12 protein-coding genes are annotated in these 16,207 nt (G+C 63.0%); 8 read left to right on the forward strand and 4 right to left on the reverse strand.

What is annotated here, in order from left to right; genetic code table 11:
- Positions 1–773 (forward strand): class I SAM-dependent methyltransferase (locus tag Q0O40_RS10850; RefSeq protein ID WP_295529522.1); only part of this gene is annotated, 773 nt, incomplete at its 5' end.
- Positions 774–804: 31 nt separating this feature from the next.
- Here Q0O40_RS10850 and dmpG read toward each other — a convergent pair.
- Genes dmpG through Q0O40_RS10865 form a run of 3 tightly spaced genes read right to left on the reverse strand, consistent with a single transcriptional unit; the run spans position 805 to position 3,595 of the window.
- Positions 805–1,827: a 4-hydroxy-2-oxovalerate aldolase gene (gene dmpG, locus Q0O40_RS10855; protein ID WP_295529524.1), complete on the reverse strand. Its 1,023-nt coding sequence runs from the start codon at positions 1,825–1,827 to the stop codon at positions 805–807.
- Positions 1,824–2,795: an acetaldehyde dehydrogenase (acetylating) gene (locus Q0O40_RS10860; RefSeq protein WP_295529526.1), complete on the reverse strand. Its 972-nt coding sequence runs from the start codon at positions 2,793–2,795 to the stop codon at positions 1,824–1,826. Before Q0O40_RS10860 ends, dmpG begins: the two co-directional genes overlap by 4 nt.
- 5 nt (positions 2,796–2,800) lie before the next feature.
- The gene (locus Q0O40_RS10865) at positions 2,801–3,595 is read right to left on the reverse strand and encodes a fumarylacetoacetate hydrolase family protein (protein WP_295529528.1); all 795 of its coding nucleotides are present in this window, start codon (positions 3,593–3,595) and stop codon (positions 2,801–2,803) included.
- Positions 3,596–3,678: 83 nt separating this feature from the next.
- Here Q0O40_RS10865 and Q0O40_RS10870 point away from each other — a divergent pair, with 83 nt between their 5' ends.
- The 7 genes from Q0O40_RS10870 (at position 3,679) to Q0O40_RS10900 (ending at position 11,563) form a co-directional block, all read left to right on the forward strand.
- Positions 3,679–4,437, forward strand: coding sequence for an IclR family transcriptional regulator (locus Q0O40_RS10870; RefSeq protein WP_295529530.1), 759 nt, complete (start codon positions 3,679–3,681; stop codon positions 4,435–4,437).
- A gap of 74 nt (positions 4,438–4,511) precedes the next feature.
- Complete coding sequence (locus Q0O40_RS10875) at positions 4,512–5,165, forward strand: CerR family C-terminal domain-containing protein (protein ID WP_295529532.1); 654 nt, start codon at positions 4,512–4,514, stop codon at positions 5,163–5,165.
- Positions 5,162–6,169: an HlyD family efflux transporter periplasmic adaptor subunit gene (locus Q0O40_RS10880; protein WP_295529533.1), complete on the forward strand. Its 1,008-nt coding sequence runs from the start codon at positions 5,162–5,164 to the stop codon at positions 6,167–6,169. The genes Q0O40_RS10875 and Q0O40_RS10880 overlap by 4 nt, the downstream gene beginning before the upstream one ends.
- A 1-nt stretch (position 6,170) precedes the next feature.
- Positions 6,171–7,898 carry an ATP-binding cassette domain-containing protein gene (locus Q0O40_RS10885; RefSeq protein ID WP_295529535.1) on the forward strand — a complete coding sequence of 576 codons (1,728 nt, stop codon included), beginning with the start codon at positions 6,171–6,173 and terminating at the stop codon, positions 7,896–7,898.
- Positions 7,895–9,019 (forward strand): ABC transporter permease, encoded by a 1,125-nt coding sequence (locus Q0O40_RS10890; protein WP_295529537.1) that lies wholly within the window; start codon positions 7,895–7,897, stop codon positions 9,017–9,019. Before Q0O40_RS10885 ends, Q0O40_RS10890 begins: the two co-directional genes overlap by 4 nt.
- A complete protein-coding gene (locus tag Q0O40_RS10895) occupies positions 9,016–10,137 on the forward strand; it encodes an ABC transporter permease (protein ID WP_295529539.1) in 1,122 nt (373 codons plus the stop codon). The genes Q0O40_RS10890 and Q0O40_RS10895 overlap by 4 nt, the downstream gene beginning before the upstream one ends.
- 4 nt (positions 10,138–10,141) lie before the next feature.
- Positions 10,142–11,563, forward strand: a complete 1,422-nt coding sequence (locus Q0O40_RS10900; RefSeq protein WP_295529540.1) for an efflux transporter outer membrane subunit — start codon at positions 10,142–10,144, stop codon at positions 11,561–11,563.
- A 45-nt stretch (positions 11,564–11,608) separates the two neighbouring features.
- Here the strand turns inward: Q0O40_RS10900 and Q0O40_RS10905 are convergent, their stop codons facing one another.
- Positions 11,609–16,021, reverse strand: a complete 4,413-nt coding sequence (locus tag Q0O40_RS10905; protein ID WP_295529542.1) for a hypothetical protein — start codon at positions 16,019–16,021, stop codon at positions 11,609–11,611.
- Positions 16,022–16,207 lie beyond the last annotated feature (186 nt).

The following is a 16,207-nucleotide window of genomic DNA, read 5'->3' on the forward strand; positions in this document are numbered from 1 at the left end:
CTTCATCTTCGTTCCTTCGTCACTACGACGAAGCCCCAACACTCCTTAAATCACAACCTCAAATCTGTGCCATTGGTGCTGACGGGGAACACCCCGAGGGACACGAACCCTATAGCAAGATCGTTGCCGAAAGGACGCTGGCGACATTAGCTGGACGATCAGGATCGCTTGTCTTCGTAGGCTGCGGCGATATGCCCAGCACCCACATCCAGCTTGCCTCCCAATATCAGCGCGTCGTCTGCCTCGATATCTCGCAACTCGCGCTTGATATCGCGCAATCCAAGCTTGGCGATTCCGGCGAAGTCCTGCTCCAGTCGATCGTTGATTGCGATCTGCCCGATGGTGCGGCGGACTCGGTATTCTCCGCCCATGTCGTCTATCATATTGATCGCGATTTTCTGGAAAAGGCCATTCGCCAGATGCTGCGGCTGACCAAATCCGGCGGACGGGTCGTGGTAATTTATGCCAACCCACGCTCTGTGTTCACGCTGCCGGGCGAGTTGATCCGGCGGATTAAAGGCAACAAGCCCCAGAGCACGCCGCAACTTTATTATCACGCCCATCCTCTCGGCTGGTGGAACAGGTTCAAGGATACTGCTTCGATCAGCCTGCTGCCGTGGGAGGCAATCGGCAGCCGGATGGCGACGTCGGCATTGAAGACCCCGTCTCTGGCACGCGGCTTCTTCAAAGCCGCAGAATCGTTCGAGCGGATCGCCCCGGGCTTGGCGGCGCGGCTGTGGCACTATCCAGTGATCGTGCTCGACAAGCGCTAGAACCGCCCGCCTTCGGGCGGCGGCTCTCACGCTATCGTTTCAGCATATCGAGCGCGACATCGACGATCATGTCTTCCTGTCCGCCCACCATCTTGCGGCGCCCCAGCTCGACCAGAATCGCGCGGGTATCGACTCCGTGCTCAGCCGCCGCCTTTTCGGCGTGGCGCAGGAAGCTTGAATAAACGCCAGCATAACCCAGCGTGAGGGTTTCGCGGTCGACCCGCACTGGCCGGTCCTGTAGCGGGCGGACAAGGTCCTCGGCCGCATCCATCAGCGCAAACAAATCGCAGCCATGGTGCCAGCCGAGACGGTCTGCGGCGGCGATGAACACCTCCAGCGGGGCATTGCCCGCCCCTGCCCCCATCCCGGCGAGCGATGCGTCAATCCGCATGGCGCCGTTTTGGGCCCCAACGATGGAATTGGCTACGCCTAGCGACAGGTTATGGTGCGCATGGACACCGCGCTGCGTCTCGGGCTTCAGCACGCGGTCATAGGCTTGCAGCCGCGCGGCATAATCGTCCATGTTCATCGCGCCGCCGCTATCGGTAACGTATACGCAGTGCGCCCCGTAGCTTTCCATCAGCAAGGCCTGCTGCGCCAGCGGTTCGGGCGCGGACATGTGGCTCATCATCAAGAAGCCCGAGACATCCATGCCCAGCGCCCGCGCCGCCTCGATATGCTGTTTCGAAACATCGGCCTCGGTGCAATGCGTTGCGATGCGGACCGAACGGACACCCAGATCATAAGCGCGCTTCAGATCGTGCACTGTGCCGATGCCGGGCAGCAGCAGCGTGGTCAGCACGCTGTGTTCGAGGACTTCGGCAACTGCGCCGATCCAGTCCCAATCGGTATGCGCGCCAAAACCGTAATTGAATGAGGAGCCTTGCAAGCCATCGCCATGCGCCACCTCAATGGCATCGACTTTGGCCAGATCGAGCGCGCGGGCAATCGCTTGCACATGATCGAGGCCATATTGATGACGGATCGCGTGCATCCCGTCGCGCAGGGTCACGTCCTGAATGTAAAGTTTCTGCGTGGCCGGATCAAAAGTCATCGGGCGGCCTCCGGCAGAGCGGCCAAGCGCCCTTCCATACGTTCTGCGATGCGTTCGGCGGTGCGCAGCGCAGCCGAGGTCATGATGTCGAGATTTCCGGCATAAGCGGGAAGATAGTGCGCCGCGCCTTCTACTTCGAGGAACACGGTCACCTTGAGCCCCGTGAACTCGGTCTGCCCGGTTTCGGCCATTTCGGGAATGCGCAAGGGCCGGTTCGATCCGACATGCTCAAACTGCACCGCCTGCTTCAGCCGGTAACCGGGCACATAGGTCTGCACCTCGGCGACCATCGCCTCGATGCTGGCAGTGATGGCGTCCTGATCGGCTTCGTCGGTCAGGCAATAGACAGTGTCGCGCATGATCAGCGGCGGCTCGGCGGGATTGAGCACGATGATGGCCTTGCCGCGCTCCGCCCCGCCGACCGCGACGATGGCCTGGCTGGTGGTCTCGGTAAATTCGTCGATATTGGCGCGTGTGCCCGGCCCCGCACTCTTCGAGGCAATCGAAGCGACAATCTCGCCGTAACGCACTTTGGTCACCCGGCCCACCGCCGCGACAATCGGGATCGTCGCCTGACCGCCGCATGTCACCATATTGACATTGGGCGCATCGAGATGGTCGAGGCCATTGACCGGGGGGATCGTGTAAGGGCCGATGGCTGCTGGCGTGAGATCGATCACACGCTTGCCATGCGCCTGAAGCACGCTGTTATGATGCCGGTGCGCGCCTGCCGAGGTCGCGTCGAAGACGATTTTGATGCCGGCAAAGCCGGGCATCGCCACCAGCCCATCGATCCCGTCGGCAGTGACCGGCACGCCCAGTTGCGCCGCCCGCTTTAGACCGTCAGAGTCCGGGTCGATGCCGACGAATGCCGCCATTTCAAGCGTTTGCGAAAGACGAATGATCTTGATCATGAGGTCGGTGCCGATGTTGCCCGATCCGATGATCGCCACTTTGGTCTTGGCCATGCGGCTTAACCCTGCGCGAACGTGAAGGAGGCAGAACCGAGCCCGCCAATCGTCGCGCGGACATGATCGCCGGGATGGATCGTTACCATCGGCCCCAGCGCGCCGGTGAGCAGCACATCGCCCGCGCGCAGCGGTTCGCCCCGATCGGCGAGGGTTTGCGCCAGCCAGACAGCGGCGTTGAGGGGATGGCCGAGGCAGGCAGCGCCAGCACCAAGCGAGACCACCGCGTCATTGACTTCAAGCACCATGCCGCAGGTCCACAGATCGAGGCCTGCCAGCGGCCTGCGCTCGCCGCCGAGCACGAACAGGCCGGAGGAACCATTGTCGGCAACGGTATCGGCAAAGGTGATCTTCCAGTCGGCAATCCGGCTATCGACGATCTCGATGGCCGCGACGGCTTGCGCGGTCGCTGCCTCCACCATCGCGCGGGAGATCACCTTGGCATCGAGATCAGCCCCGAGGATAAGTGCGATCTCGGCTTCGGCCTTGGGCTGGATCACGCGCGCGGGGGAGAGCGATCCGCCATCGGCGATCTGCATGTCATCAAACAACACCCCGAAATCGGGCTGACCGACCCCAAGCTGGGCCTGCACCGATTTTGCCGTCAAACCAATTTTGCGGCCGATGATGCGCCGCCCGGATTCCTGCCAGATGCGCGTATTGATCGCCTGAACCGCATAGGCACCATCGGCATCGACCGGCTCCAGCCCATCGCGCAGCGGCGGCACGGTGCCACCAGCATAGGCCGCGCGCAGCCTTGCGGCGAGCTCGACATGCGACACAGTGCTTGTGGTTGCCATCTAACGATCCTTACCAATTCCAATCTCGCCTTAGCCCGGAAGCGCGAATTGCTCCACAGGCGGTTTTGATTATATCTCATGATATGAGATCAGGAACACCCCCTATTGGCGCGGTCGCGCGCACGCTCGATTTTCTGGAAGCCATCGTGGCCGATGGCGGCGCGCATAATGTGCGCTCCCTCGCGGAAGCGACGGGATTGCCGCATGCGACCGCGCACCGGCAGGTGCGCACGCTGATCGCGCAAGGCTACCTGACCCCGATCGCCAAGGGCCTCCATGTCGCGGGGCCGCGCCTGATCAAGCTCGGCACTGCGGTCGATCCGCTTGCCACGCTGGTCCGCGCGGCGCGGCCAATGCTGCATCAACTGGCCCGGTCGGCCAAGGGCACCGCGCATTTGGGGGTGCTGGAGAACGATATGGTGACATATCTGGTCAAAGTCGGCTCTGCTGGCGAGCAGCTGTTCACGCAGGAAGGCAAGCAGCTGGAGGCCTATTGCTCGGGGATCGGTAAAGTCTTGCTGGCGTATCTGGGCGAAGCGGAGCGCGAGCGCTATCTGGCCGACGGCCCGTTCACCGCCTTGACGCCCAAAACGATCACCGACCCGGAATTACTGCGAACCGAACTGGCGGCGACGCGGGCGCGCGGCTTTGCGATCGATGACGAGGAGATCGCGCCTTCGCTGCAATGCGTCGCCGTCCCGCTGCTCACGGCCGATGGCACGGTCTGCGCGGCGATCTCGGTCACCAAAGTGGGTGCCGCTGCCACCGCCGAAGCGCTCAGCAGCCTAGCCGCAACGCTGCGCGGAGCAGCGCATGCGCTCGTGCTGCGCGTGCTGGGCTGAGTTTCGATCGGCACGCCCGCTGAAAAGCATCCCTGCCCGATTGACTAATTCGTTCGAATGAATGAATTGGAGTTATGTCACCACCATCCGCCGATTCGCGCTTGCTCGATGTCGCCATTGACCACTTCGGCCGCCTAGGGCTGGAGGGCGCGAGCACACGGGCGATTGCGCGCGACGCCGACACGTTGATGTCGTCGATCACCTATCACTTCGGCGGCAAAGAGGGGCTGTACCTCGCCGCCGCCGATCACATCGCCGCGCACATGCATACGCAGATCGCACCCACGCTAGAGCGTGCCGCGCAGTTGTGCGGTGACGATGGCGACATCGCCGCAGCGCGTGCCGCCATCCATGCAATGATCGGCGGCATGACCATGGTCATGCTGCACGATGACACGGCAGCGATGTCGCGCTTCATCGTGCGCGAGCAGGCCGACCCGACCGAGGCCTTTACGCGCCTTTACAGCGGCGTGATGGGCCAGATGCTCGATCGTCTCAGCGCTCTGGTCGCGCGCGTCGCGGGCGGACGGATGAGCGATGCGGACGCCCGCGTCCTAACAATGACGCTGCTGGGACAGGTGCTGGTGTTTCGCGTCGCGCGGGCCACGGTGATGACCGGCATGGGCTGGAACGCGATCGGTCCGGCCGAAACCGCCACGATCATCCGCACGATCACCACCAATCTCGATGCCATTCTCGACCAGTTGCAAGCCGGAGACGCCGCATGAACCGCCGCCGCATTTTTGGAATTGCCGCGCTCGCCGCGCTGCTCATCGCCGGGATCGCGACCCGCGGCTTCGGCCTGTTAGGTGGCGTCAATGAAGGCACGCTGACGCTTTATGGCAATGTCGACATCCGCCAGGTCGATCTGGGTTTTCGTGTCTCGGGCCGGATCGCAGCGATGCCGTTCGAAGAAGGTGCGCGGGTGCCCCAAGGCACGGTCCTCGCCCGGCTCGATCCCGCCCCGCTACAAGACCAGCTCAGCGCCGCGCAGGCGCAGATCGCGGTCGCCGGGGCCGAGCTCGACAAGCGCCGCAACGGCAACCGGCCGCAGGACATCGCGCAGGCTCAGGCCAAACTTGCCGATGCGCAGGCGAGCCTCGCCAGTACGAAGGAAGAATACGAGCGCCGTGCCGATCTGGTGAAGTCTGGCGCCGTCAGCCAGGCCCTGTTTGACGCCAGCACCGCCAAATTCCGCTCGGCGCAGGCGCAAGTGAGCGCGGCCCAGCAGGCGCTCTCGCTGCAACGCGCCGGTGCGCGGGCCGAGGATATCGCCGCCGCCGCCGCCCAGCGCCGACAAGCCGAGGCGCAAGCCGCCAAGGCGGCGACCGATCTCAATGACGCGGCGCTCCGAGCGCCCAATGCCGGCACGATCCTGACCCGCGCGCGCGAACCCGGCGCAATCGTGCAGCCCGGCGAGACCGTGCTGACGCTAACCATCGACCGGCCGATGCGCGTGCGCGCCTATATCCCCGAGCCCGATCTCAGCCGCATCGCACCGGGCATGGCGGTGACGGTAACGACGGACGGCAATCCCAAGGCCTATCATGGCACCATCGGCAACATTGCCTCGACCGCCGAGTTCACCCCCAAGACCGTCCAGACCGAGGCGCTGCGAACCGATCTGGTCTACCGCGTGCGCATCATCGTCACCGATCCCGACGATGCGCTGCGCCAGGGCGCGCCGGTTACCGTTACGATCCCCGGCGCCCGCCCCCAAGCGAAGAACTGACATGGCCGGCGCGGTTGCCACCGCTACTGCCCTGACCAAGCGCTTTGCCGGACAGGAAACGGCAGCGCTCGACGGGGTGTCCATCGCCATTGAGCAAGGCCGGATGACCGGCCTTGTCGGCCCCGATGGCGCGGGCAAGACCACCCTGATCCGCATTCTTGCCGGCCTGATCGATCCCGATTCGGGCGAAGCCACGGTGTTCGGGCTGCCCGCGACCGCCACCGACCGCAGCATGATCGGCTATATGCCGCAGCGCTTCGGCCTTTATGAAGACCTGACCGTAATCGAAAACCTCCGGCTCTATGCCGATCTGCGCGGGCTTCCGCCCGAAGAGCGGCAGGCCAATTTCGACCGGCTGCTCGATTTCACCGACTTGAAGCGCTTCTCGGACCGGCTGGCGGGCAAGCTTTCGGGCGGCATGAAGCAAAAACTTGGCCTCGCCTGTGCGATGGTGCGCGCGCCGAGATTGCTGCTGCTCGACGAGCCGGGTGTCGGCGTCGATCCGGTGTCGCGCCGCGAGCTGTGGCAGATGGTCAAGGATCTGGCGGGCGACGGCATCGGCGTGCTGTGGTCGACCGCCTATCTCGACGAAGCCGAAAAATGCGATACCGTTACCCTGCTCAGCGAGGGCAAGCGCCTTTATGACGGTCCGCCGCAGGCATTGACCGATAAAGTCAGCGACCGCGTGATCCGGATTGCGGTGCCGAGCGAAGGGCGACGAGTGATATTGCAGCACGCGCTCGACGATCCGGCGATCATCGACGGCACGGTGCAGGGCGATGCCTTGCGCCTGATGCTCAAAGCCGGTGCGAGCGCGCCCAGCCCTGCGGCGCTTGGGCTGGGCGCGGAAGTGCAGTTCACCCCTGCCCGCCCCCGCTTTGAGGATGCGTTCATCGATCTGCTCGGCGGCGGTCCCACCGGCACGTCTCAGCTTGCCGAACACTATCGGACGATCCCGGCGACCGACGCGCCAGCGATTATTGCGGATAAGCTGACCCGGCGTTTCGGCGATTTCACTGCGGCCGATCATATCAGCTTCACGGTGCCGCGCGGGCAGATCTTCGGGCTGCTCGGCCCCAATGGCGCGGGCAAATCCACCACGTTCAAGATGCTGTGCGGCCTGCTCACGCCCAGCGAAGGCAATGGCGCGGTCGCAGGCTTTGATCTGCGCCATGCCAAGGCCGATGCGCGCCAGTCGCTGGGCTATATGGCGCAGAAATTCTCGCTCTATGGCGATCTGTCGGTGCGGCAGAACCTCAACTTCTTTGCCGGAACTTATAGTTTGCGCGGCGGCGACGCGCGCGAGGCGATCGAGCGGGCGATCGAGATTTTCCACCTTCAGCGCTATCTCGGCGACAACGCGGGCACGATGCCGCTGGGCTTCAAGCAGCGGCTGGCGCTCGCCTGCGCGGTGCTCCACCAGCCGCCGGTGCTGTTTCTTGACGAGCCAACCTCGGGTGTCGATCCGATCGTGCGGCGCGAATTCTGGACCCACATCAACGGGCTGGTCGAACAGGGCGTGACGGTGCTGGTCACCACGCATTTCATGGACGAGGCAGAGTATTGCGACCGCGCGACCTTGATCTACCGCGCGCGGCAGATCGCCACCGGCACGCCGGATGAGCTCAAAGCACAGGCGGGCGCAGGCTCTGATGGAGCCGACGCGACGATGGAAGACGCCTTCATCGCGCTCATCGAAGCCTCGGACATGGAGCGCGAAGCGGCATGAGCGATCCGTTCAATCCCCGCCGCTTCGGCGCGATGCTGGTCAAGGAAAGCCTGCAGATCGTGCGCGACCCTTCGACCTTCCTGATCGCCTTTGTCTTGCCCATGCTGCTGCTGTTTCTGTTCGGCTACGGCGTCAATCTCGATACCGCGCGCAGCCGGGTGGGATTGTCGCTGCAGGACAACAGCGGCGCCGCCAAGAGCCTTGCCGGCAGCTTCCAAAGCTCGAACTGGTTTGATGTCGAGCAGACCGGCACCGTAAGCCAGTTGGCCCCGGAAATGATCGCGGGGCGCATTCGCGGCATCATCGTGATCCCCGATGGCTTCGGGCGGCAGGTCGCGAAGGGCGGCGGCGAAATTCAGGTGCTCACCGACGGATCGCAGCCCAATACCGCCAGCTTCATCGGGGCCTATGCCGAAGGCGTGCGCGCGACCTGGGCGGCGGCGCGAGCGCGCGATCGCGCTGCCTTGAAAGCACCCCCGATCCAGACGGCATCGCGCTTCTGGTTCAATCCCGAACTCAAGAGCCGCTATTTCCTCGTTCCCGGCTCCATCGCGGTGGTCATGACGATGGTCGGAACGCTGCTGACCTCGCTTGTGATCGCGCGCGAGTGGGAACGCGGCACGATGGAGGCGATCATGGCCACGCCGGTCGGCATGAGCGAATTTATCGCCACCAAGGTCGTGCCCTATTTCCTGCTCGCGCTGGTCTCGATGGCGTTGTGTGCCGTGATTGCGATCACCGTGTTCGGCGTGCCGTTCCGGGGGTCGCCGTTCGCGCTGTTCGCTATCGCCAGCGCTTTCCTCTTCCCGGCGCTCGGTCAGGGGCTGCTGATCTCGGCGGCGACCAAGAACCAGTTCGTCGCCAGCCAGGTCGCCCTGCTCTCCGCCTTCCTGCCAACGATGCTGCTCTCAGGCTTTCTGTTTGAAATCAGTTCGATGCCCAAGCCTATTCAGGCGCTCACTTATCTGGTGCCCTCGCGATATCTGATCCCGCAATTGCAGACCGTGTTCATCGCGGGCGATGACTGGAGCCTGTTTTTACCCAATATGGCGGTGCTGACCGGCTTTGGCCTGCTGTTCTTCTTCCTTGCGGTGCGCGCCACCCGGCGGAGGATCGCATGATCGCCAATCTGCTCGGCCCGCGCCTCACCGCGATCATCGTCAAGGAACTATGGGCGATCCTGCGCGATCCGCGTGCGCGCATTTCGCTGGTCCTGCCGCCGCTGATCCAGCTTCTGGTATTCGCCTATGCCTCGACGCTGGAGGTGACGAACGTCACGATCGGCGTGCTTGATCGCGATGGCGGACAATGGAGCCACGAGATCATCCAGCGGGTCGCCGGCAGCCCCAATGTGAAGCGGATCGTGCGGTTGGATTCCGATGCAGCGCTGGAACGGGCGATCAACACCCAGACCGTGATCGCCGCGCTGCGCTTTGATTCGCAATTCTCTGCCGATGTCAGCGCCGGGCGCGGCGCGGTGATGGGAGCGGTGTTTGACGGGCGCAAATCGAACGCGGCGCAGATTGTCGGCGGCTATATCGACCGGATCGTTGCGGGCGTCTCTGCCGATATACACATTGCCCGGCCGCCGCCCCCGCAAGGCGGGACCAACGTCTCCTATTGGTTCAATCCTAACCTCGATTATCTGTGGTTCACGATCCCTTCGCTAGTGGTGATCATTTCGTTGGTCTCTTCGACCTCTGTCGTGTCGCAATCGGTGGCGCGCGAGAAGGAGCTGGGGACTTATGACCAGCTGATGGTCAGCCCCTTTCGCGTGTGGGAGATTCTGGCGGGCAAGATGGTGCCTCCGGTGCTGATCGGCCTTGCCAATGCCTCACTTTATGTGGTGCTCAACCCGGTGCTGTTCGCTGTGCCGTTTCGCGGTTCGTTGCTGCTGTTCTATCTATCGCTGATCGTTTTCCTGATCGCCATGTCGGGCATCGGCCTTCTGGTGTCGGTGGTCGCCAATACGCAGCAACAGGCATTTTTGGGCATGTTCGCGCTCACGGTGCCGGTCTTTCTGCTGTCGGGCTATGCCGCGCCGGTCGATAACATTCCGCCCTTCCTGCAGATTGTGTCCGAGGCCAACCCGGCCAAGCATTTCCTGATCGTGACCGAGGGCTTGTTCCTCAAAGGCATGCCCGCCGCCGATGTCTGGGCCAACACCTGGCCGATGCTGGTGATCGCCGCAGTAACGATCAGCCTCGCTTCCTACTTGTTTCGTTCGCGCCTGGAGTAAACCGATGCGCCGCCTGATCCTGTTCCTGCCTCTGCCATTGCTCGCTGCTGCCTGCACGGCTGTGGGCCCCGACTACAAGCGCCCGGCCACGCCCGGTGAGGCGGCCGCTTGGGTATCATCCGCCAACACCGCGCCAGCCGAGCTATCGCCGTGGGCCGCGCTCGGCGATCCGGTGCTCAGCGATCTGATCGACAAAGCAATCGCCGCCAATCTCGATATCGCCGAAGCTGAGGCGAAGCTACGCGAGGCGCGCGCGCAGCGCGGCGTGACGGGGTCAAGAACGCTGCCCAGCGCATCGCTGAACGGCGCGGCGCAGCAAACACAGGTCAGCCTCAACGGACAGTTCCCCGCCGCCAACATCCCGCGCTTCGACCGCAATTTCTCGTTGTTCGATGCAGGCTTCGATGCCTCGTGGGAAATCGATCTATGGGGGGGCGTGCGCCGCGCGGTGCAAAGCGCCGATCGCCAGATCGACGCCGCCCGCGCCCGTGCTGCCGATGTCCGCCTGCAAACGGTCGCCGAAGTCGTGCGCACCTATGCACAATTGCGCGGGAGCCAGGCCGCGCTGGCCAATGTGCGCGCCGATGCGCAGTCTGCTGCCGATACCGCACGCATTGTTCACCAGCGCTTTCAGGCGGGCGAGGCTGCGCGCTTTGACGATGCCCGCGCGGAGGAACAGGCGCGCACTGCCGCCGCCGCGATCCCGGGGCTGGAGGCAGACATGCGCGCCGCCGCGTTCAAGCTGGCGCTGCTCACGGCCCGCGCGCCCGATGCGGTGACTGGTCTGATCGAGACCCCGACCCCGCTGCCCGCGCTCCCGGCCAATGTCGCAGTGGGCCTGCGCGCCGATATGCTCCGCCGCCGCCCGGATATCCGCGCGGCAGAGGCCGATCTTGCGGCCGCCACCGCCAATATCGGCGCGGAAACCGCCAATCTCTATCCCCGGCTCAGCCTGACCGGCGGCGTGAACCAGCAATCGCGCCGCCCCGGCGATCTGGTATCGAACGACAGCCTCGGCTTTTCGGTTGGCCCGCGGCTGAGCTGGGCGATCTTCGATGCCGGCAAAGTGCGTGCGCAAATCCGCGCCGCTGGCGCCCGAGCAGATGGGGCTACTGCCCGCTATACCAAAGCGGTGCTGGCCGCGCTGGCCGACAGCGAGACCGCGATCAACCGCTACGCCGCCGCAACCGCGAGCGTGCGCGAACGCGATGCGGCGCGCGCCGCCAGCCAGATATCGCTCGGTCTCGCCCGCCAGCGCTATCAGGCGGGCGAGGATGACCTGCTCGCCCTGCTCGCGGCCCAGACCGCATACAGCAATGCCGACCGCGCCGCCGCAGCGGCCCGTCAAGCCGCGCTGGAAACGTATGCGACACTGGTGAAAGCGCTTGGCGGCGGCTGGCTTGATGCGCCGGAGGAATCGCGGTGACAGGCAGGTGTCCGCCGGAAAAGCCAGACAGCTGCACCTCCCGAATCAGGTCATGATCAGGAAATCGGCATAAGTCAGCGCGGCGTGATCGGTTTCGCCGATTGTGGCCAAAAGCGTTTGCGCACTCCTGCCATTGCCATCGGCGTCATAGTAAACCTTGCCGGTTGCCTGATCGTATATGATCCGGTCGTCCGCATCATGCGCACTGGTGCCGGCATGGAATGCAGCTTCTTCCAATCCGCCAATCGAGCCCAGCCCGGTGAACACCGCCTTGCTGAAGGCGAGCTTGTCGCCCTCGCGGCCGTTGAAATCGGTCACGATGTCCATCGTGCTGCCCAGCGATGCCGATGATTTGGACGCGAAGTGGAAGGTATCGGCGCCAAGCCCGCCAGTCAGCACGTCCTGCCCCGTCCCGCCGTTCAGCGTATCGTCGCCGTCCAGACCCAGCAGCCGATCATCGCCGCCGGCCCCGAAAAGGATGTTGTCGCCGCTATTGCCGGTGAGGACATTGGTTAACCTGCTGCCGTTGCCGTCAATCGAAGCGGTCCCGGTCAGGGTCAGGTCCTCGACGTGGGCGCCGATCGTAAACGTGACCGATGATGCAACCGTGTCTTTGCCCGCATCCAGCACTTCGCGCACGACATCGCCGATATCATCGACGACGGAACTGTCATCGCCGACGCCGCCGATCATCACATCGGCGCCGCCGCCGCCATCAAGCCAATCATTGCCGCCGCCGCCGTTCAGGGTGTCCTCACCGAACCCGCCGCTGAGAATATCATCGCCGAGACCGCCAGTCACAAGATCGGCGCTCTGGGAACCGATGACGTTGTCATTGCCGCCGCCCGCATTGATCGTGCTGCCGCTCAACACGCGCGGCGCGAATGAAAGATCGATGATGTCGTCGCCCGAACCGGAGGTGAGCTTCAAAGTTTCGAAGTTCGTCAATTCCAGACCGGCAAAATCGGTGAAGATCGACGATGCCCCCGGGAACGTGCCGCCGCCAGAAGGTGGTCCGTCGGTGGGGAACACGTCGGTGGGGATCGCATCGGTGGAGGCTACGAGCGCTGCTGCGGCGAAGCCGCCGCCTGTATCAATGCCCCCGCTCGAAAAGCTGTAGAATTTCCCGAAGATTTCCGTGCCCTGATTGATTTCGGCGAGGTCGAAACCGGTGCCGAAATCGACGACGAAGCTGCCTGTGCCGAACTTGCCGCCGTCATCGCCGCTGCCGAGCTGAACTGTGGAATCCTCGATCGACGAGGTCTGCGCGATCAAGGTGCCAGCGGCGGTCCTGATGGAGGCCGCACCGCGCGTGAACGTCGCGAAGACAGATTCGGTGAGGTGGTCGAACTGCAGCAGGCCAGTATCGAAGCCGTCGCCGCCCGCAAGAACCGCGCGTTCGTTGATATCGAACAGATCGCCGCCATTGCCGCCGCGGATATCAGCGATCGGCCCCAGCGGATCGGGGCGTGGATCGGGCGCTGCCACGCGCAGCTTGAGCAGATCGTGGCCATCGCCCGCGCTGACCTTCCCGCCCCGCTGAATGATGGCGATGTCATTGAGCGGGGTCAGTTTGGTCGTACTGAGCCGTTCGCCGATGGAATCGTATTCGAATTTGACCGATTCGAAATTGGTGAAGACCGTGCCGTTGGGCAATGTGAATTGCTTGACGGTAAACGACCGTGAGAGTTCGTTCGAAACATAGGTGTACTTGCGCGCACCGGCCAAGATCTGTTCTGACGGATTGTAGCCGAGATCGAGGATCAGCGTATCGTTTCCGTTGCCGCCATCGAGCCGGCTGTTCGCGCTGCCATAGCTGACGCGGACGGAATCGTTGCCATCACCGGCCGAGACGATATCGTAGCTTCCGCGCGAACTGATCGTATCGTTGCCGCCGCCGGTATCGATCAGGCTGCCGAGGAACGTATCTTGATTTGCGCCGCTGCGCCTGACCGTACCGACCTTCACGAAGTCGGTGCCGCCCACGATCGTATCATTCGCATCGCCGGAGTGGACGATCACGCGCTCGAAGCCTGATACCGTGCTGCCATTGCCGAGATCAGAGGGAGTGATGGCGGACAGATCAAGCGTGAGCGGGTCGTAAGCGAAGGTGGGACCGGACAAACCAACTCCGACCGAGAAGGTGCCTACTTTCCAGTCTAGGATCAGGGTATCGCTGCCAGCGCCGCCAATATAGCTGTTGATCCCCTTCCCTAAGCCTTCGTTTGCAGTGATGATATCTTTCCCGGCCCCGCCATCGACATGATCTCCGCCGCCGCGTCCGTCGAGCTGGTCATCGCCGCCGTTGCCGTAGAGGAGGTCGGCCTTGCCGCCGCCCTTCACGACATCGTTCTTGCTGCTGCCATCGACGGTCAGGAGTTCGAAGTTCTGGAATTTCGTGCCGTCTTCTAATTGGCCGATGCCCAATGCATCCTTTTGGGCAAAATCGACGATCAGCGCCTGGCCGGTCGTTCCGGCCCGCATGATCGCCAGCGTGTCGCTACCGTCGCCGCCATCAAGCTTGGTGTCCTTGTCCCAGTTCAACACCTTGTCGTTGCCGCCGCCCGCGTTGATCACATCCTTGCCAAGCAAGCCGTTGATCCAGTCATTGCCGCTGCCCGCATTGATCACGTCATCGAGAAAGCCGCCGGTGACGGTGACATCGCCCGAGCCGGTCTGGGTGAAGTTCAGCTTCTCGATATCGGTGCGCAGCTTGAGCGCGACATTGACCGGCGCATCGTAAAAACCGGGCCTGATGACCTGCTTCTGAAAGTCTTCAAAATTGCCGATCAGCAGCGGAATGTAAAAGCCGCTGTCGGCATCGATCTTCACATCATCGATCTTGCCGGTATCATCGCTGTAAGTGCCGATGCCGCCGTGAGCGGTAGGGAGATAGGCGCCCTCGCCGCTCAGGTTTATCGCGACGTCCTTGTCGGTGCTGACGTTGATCGTCGCGCGATCGAGACCTGCGCCGCCGCTCATCTGGTCAACGAAGTAGATGGTCTCGCCAAGATAACTTATTTCGGTCCGGATGATCTGCTCATCCCAGCGCAACTCATCATTTCCGCTCTCGCCGCGGATAACGTCTTCGCCGCCGCCGCCGCTCAGAGCGTCATCGCCAGCGCCACCATTGATGATATCATCGTTGCTGCCGCCGATCACAAAGTCTTGACCAAAGCCAAGCGACACTTGCCAAACCTCGATCCCTTTGACGACCGTGCCGTCGGGGAGGACTCCATCGACGCCGGTCACTGCACCGAGATTGAAATAGCTGCTGTTGAACTGCCATCCGGTCAGGCTGCCCTGCCGGTCGATGTAAGCGGTATCGAAGCCCGTCCCGCCGTCGAGCAGGTCGATCCCGTCGGTCCCGACGCTATGGAGAATATCGTTCCCAGCACCGCCAAACAGCAGATCCGAACCTGAACCGCCATCGACGGTATCATTGCCGGTGCCGCCATAAATCTCGACATCACCGGTTTCGCCGTACATACGGTCGTTCTGATCGATTGGCTGGGTTACGCCCGCCACATCCTGCAGCCCTGCCCCGTAAATCTTGTCGTTGCCGGTTCCGCCACGAAGCGCGTTTGCAGTGATATCGTAACCGCGAATGATATCGTCCCCGCCATAGCCGCTGACCGGCTCCGTCTGCGAGCGAGGGATTTCCAGTGTTTCGGATTTGTCGGTGCCGGACTGGTCCTTTTCCGAATAGATATCGTAAATCCGCTCAAACGAGACGAATTGGACCGTCTTGCTATCGGTGATGAGCGGGATCAACCCGGTCGAGAAACTGGGACTGGGCAAAGCGATCAACGGGCCAAACCCGGCACTGGCCGACAATCCGAGGGCATTGAAATGGAAGCTGCCCTCCAGCAAGCCGAGGTTGAGGGACACGCCGAGATCAACCCCGGTGGCCTGCTCGAGCGCGCCAAACAGCGTGTAAGTGGCTTTGACATGGCCGAAGCCGACATTGGCGGCGTCAAACTGCGGGTTATCGCCAAGGCGGCCTGAAATGATCTTTCCGGTGCTTGAACCGTCCTCGTTGAACAGTTCGAGCTCGACCCGGATATCGTCGGGGCGGAATGTCTCGCGCTGGCCCAGCGCGGCAGTCGCTTCTGCCACCGCGGAAAGGATGGAAATATTGGCCGACAAGAAACCGGCGTCGAACGAGGCGCCGATAGGCACAGGGATGGGAAGCGAGGTCAGAAATTTCGCAATATCGAACTTTAAACTGGCGAAAACCGGCCCTGTCGACTCGACGCTGAGCGCGGGCAACGTGCCCGCCTGAGCGGTGGTGACATATCCTGTGACATCATCATATTTCGGCGGGGTCGGCATGTTGACGAACGAGCCGCCGAACACGCCCGAATCGAGCGAACCGATCGTTTGCCCCGCTTGAACGCTGATGATGTCAATCTTGCTCGGCTTGCCGGGATCAGCCTCGCTATCGAGAATCGGCACGCTTAGATTGCTGCTAAGGCCTTCGTCGATTGGCCAGCCTGACGTGACCCCCAACCGTCATCCAGTTGCGACTAGAGCCTCGGGATCGTTGTTGCGCGAGAGCGCGGGTGAAGCAAGGGGCTGCGTAGCGTAGCCTCCGGCTATGCGGAGCGAAGCAGCCTCTTGCTTTTTGAAGTCAGCGGCGAA

The sequence above is a fragment of the Novosphingobium sp. Chol11 genome, assembly GCF_945870625.1.
Classification (GTDB): Bacteria; Pseudomonadota; Alphaproteobacteria; order Sphingomonadales; family Sphingomonadaceae; genus Novosphingobium.

Coding starts and splice junctions, on each gene's coding strand:
- Q0O40_RS10900 (WP_295529540.1), top strand. CDS start 10,142: ATGCGCCGCCTGATCCTGTTCCTGCCTCTGCCATTGCTCGCTGCTGCC.
- Q0O40_RS10890 (WP_295529537.1), top strand. CDS start 7,895: ATGAGCGATCCGTTCAATCCCCGCCGCTTCGGCGCGATGCTGGTCAAG.
- Q0O40_RS10895 (WP_295529539.1), top strand. CDS start 9,016: ATGATCGCCAATCTGCTCGGCCCGCGCCTCACCGCGATCATCGTCAAG.
- Q0O40_RS10870 (WP_295529530.1), top strand. CDS start 3,679: ATGAGATCAGGAACACCCCCTATTGGCGCGGTCGCGCGCACGCTCGAT.
- Q0O40_RS10880 (WP_295529533.1), top strand. CDS start 5,162: ATGAACCGCCGCCGCATTTTTGGAATTGCCGCGCTCGCCGCGCTGCTC.
- Q0O40_RS10875 (WP_295529532.1), top strand. CDS start 4,512: ATGTCACCACCATCCGCCGATTCGCGCTTGCTCGATGTCGCCATTGAC.
- Q0O40_RS10885 (WP_295529535.1), top strand. CDS start 6,171: ATGGCCGGCGCGGTTGCCACCGCTACTGCCCTGACCAAGCGCTTTGCC.
- dmpG (WP_295529524.1), bottom strand. CDS start 1,827: ATGACTTTTGATCCGGCCACGCAGAAACTTTACATTCAGGACGTGACC.
- Q0O40_RS10860 (WP_295529526.1), bottom strand. CDS start 2,795: ATGGCCAAGACCAAAGTGGCGATCATCGGATCGGGCAACATCGGCACC.
- Q0O40_RS10865 (WP_295529528.1), bottom strand. CDS start 3,595: ATGGCAACCACAAGCACTGTGTCGCATGTCGAGCTCGCCGCAAGGCTG.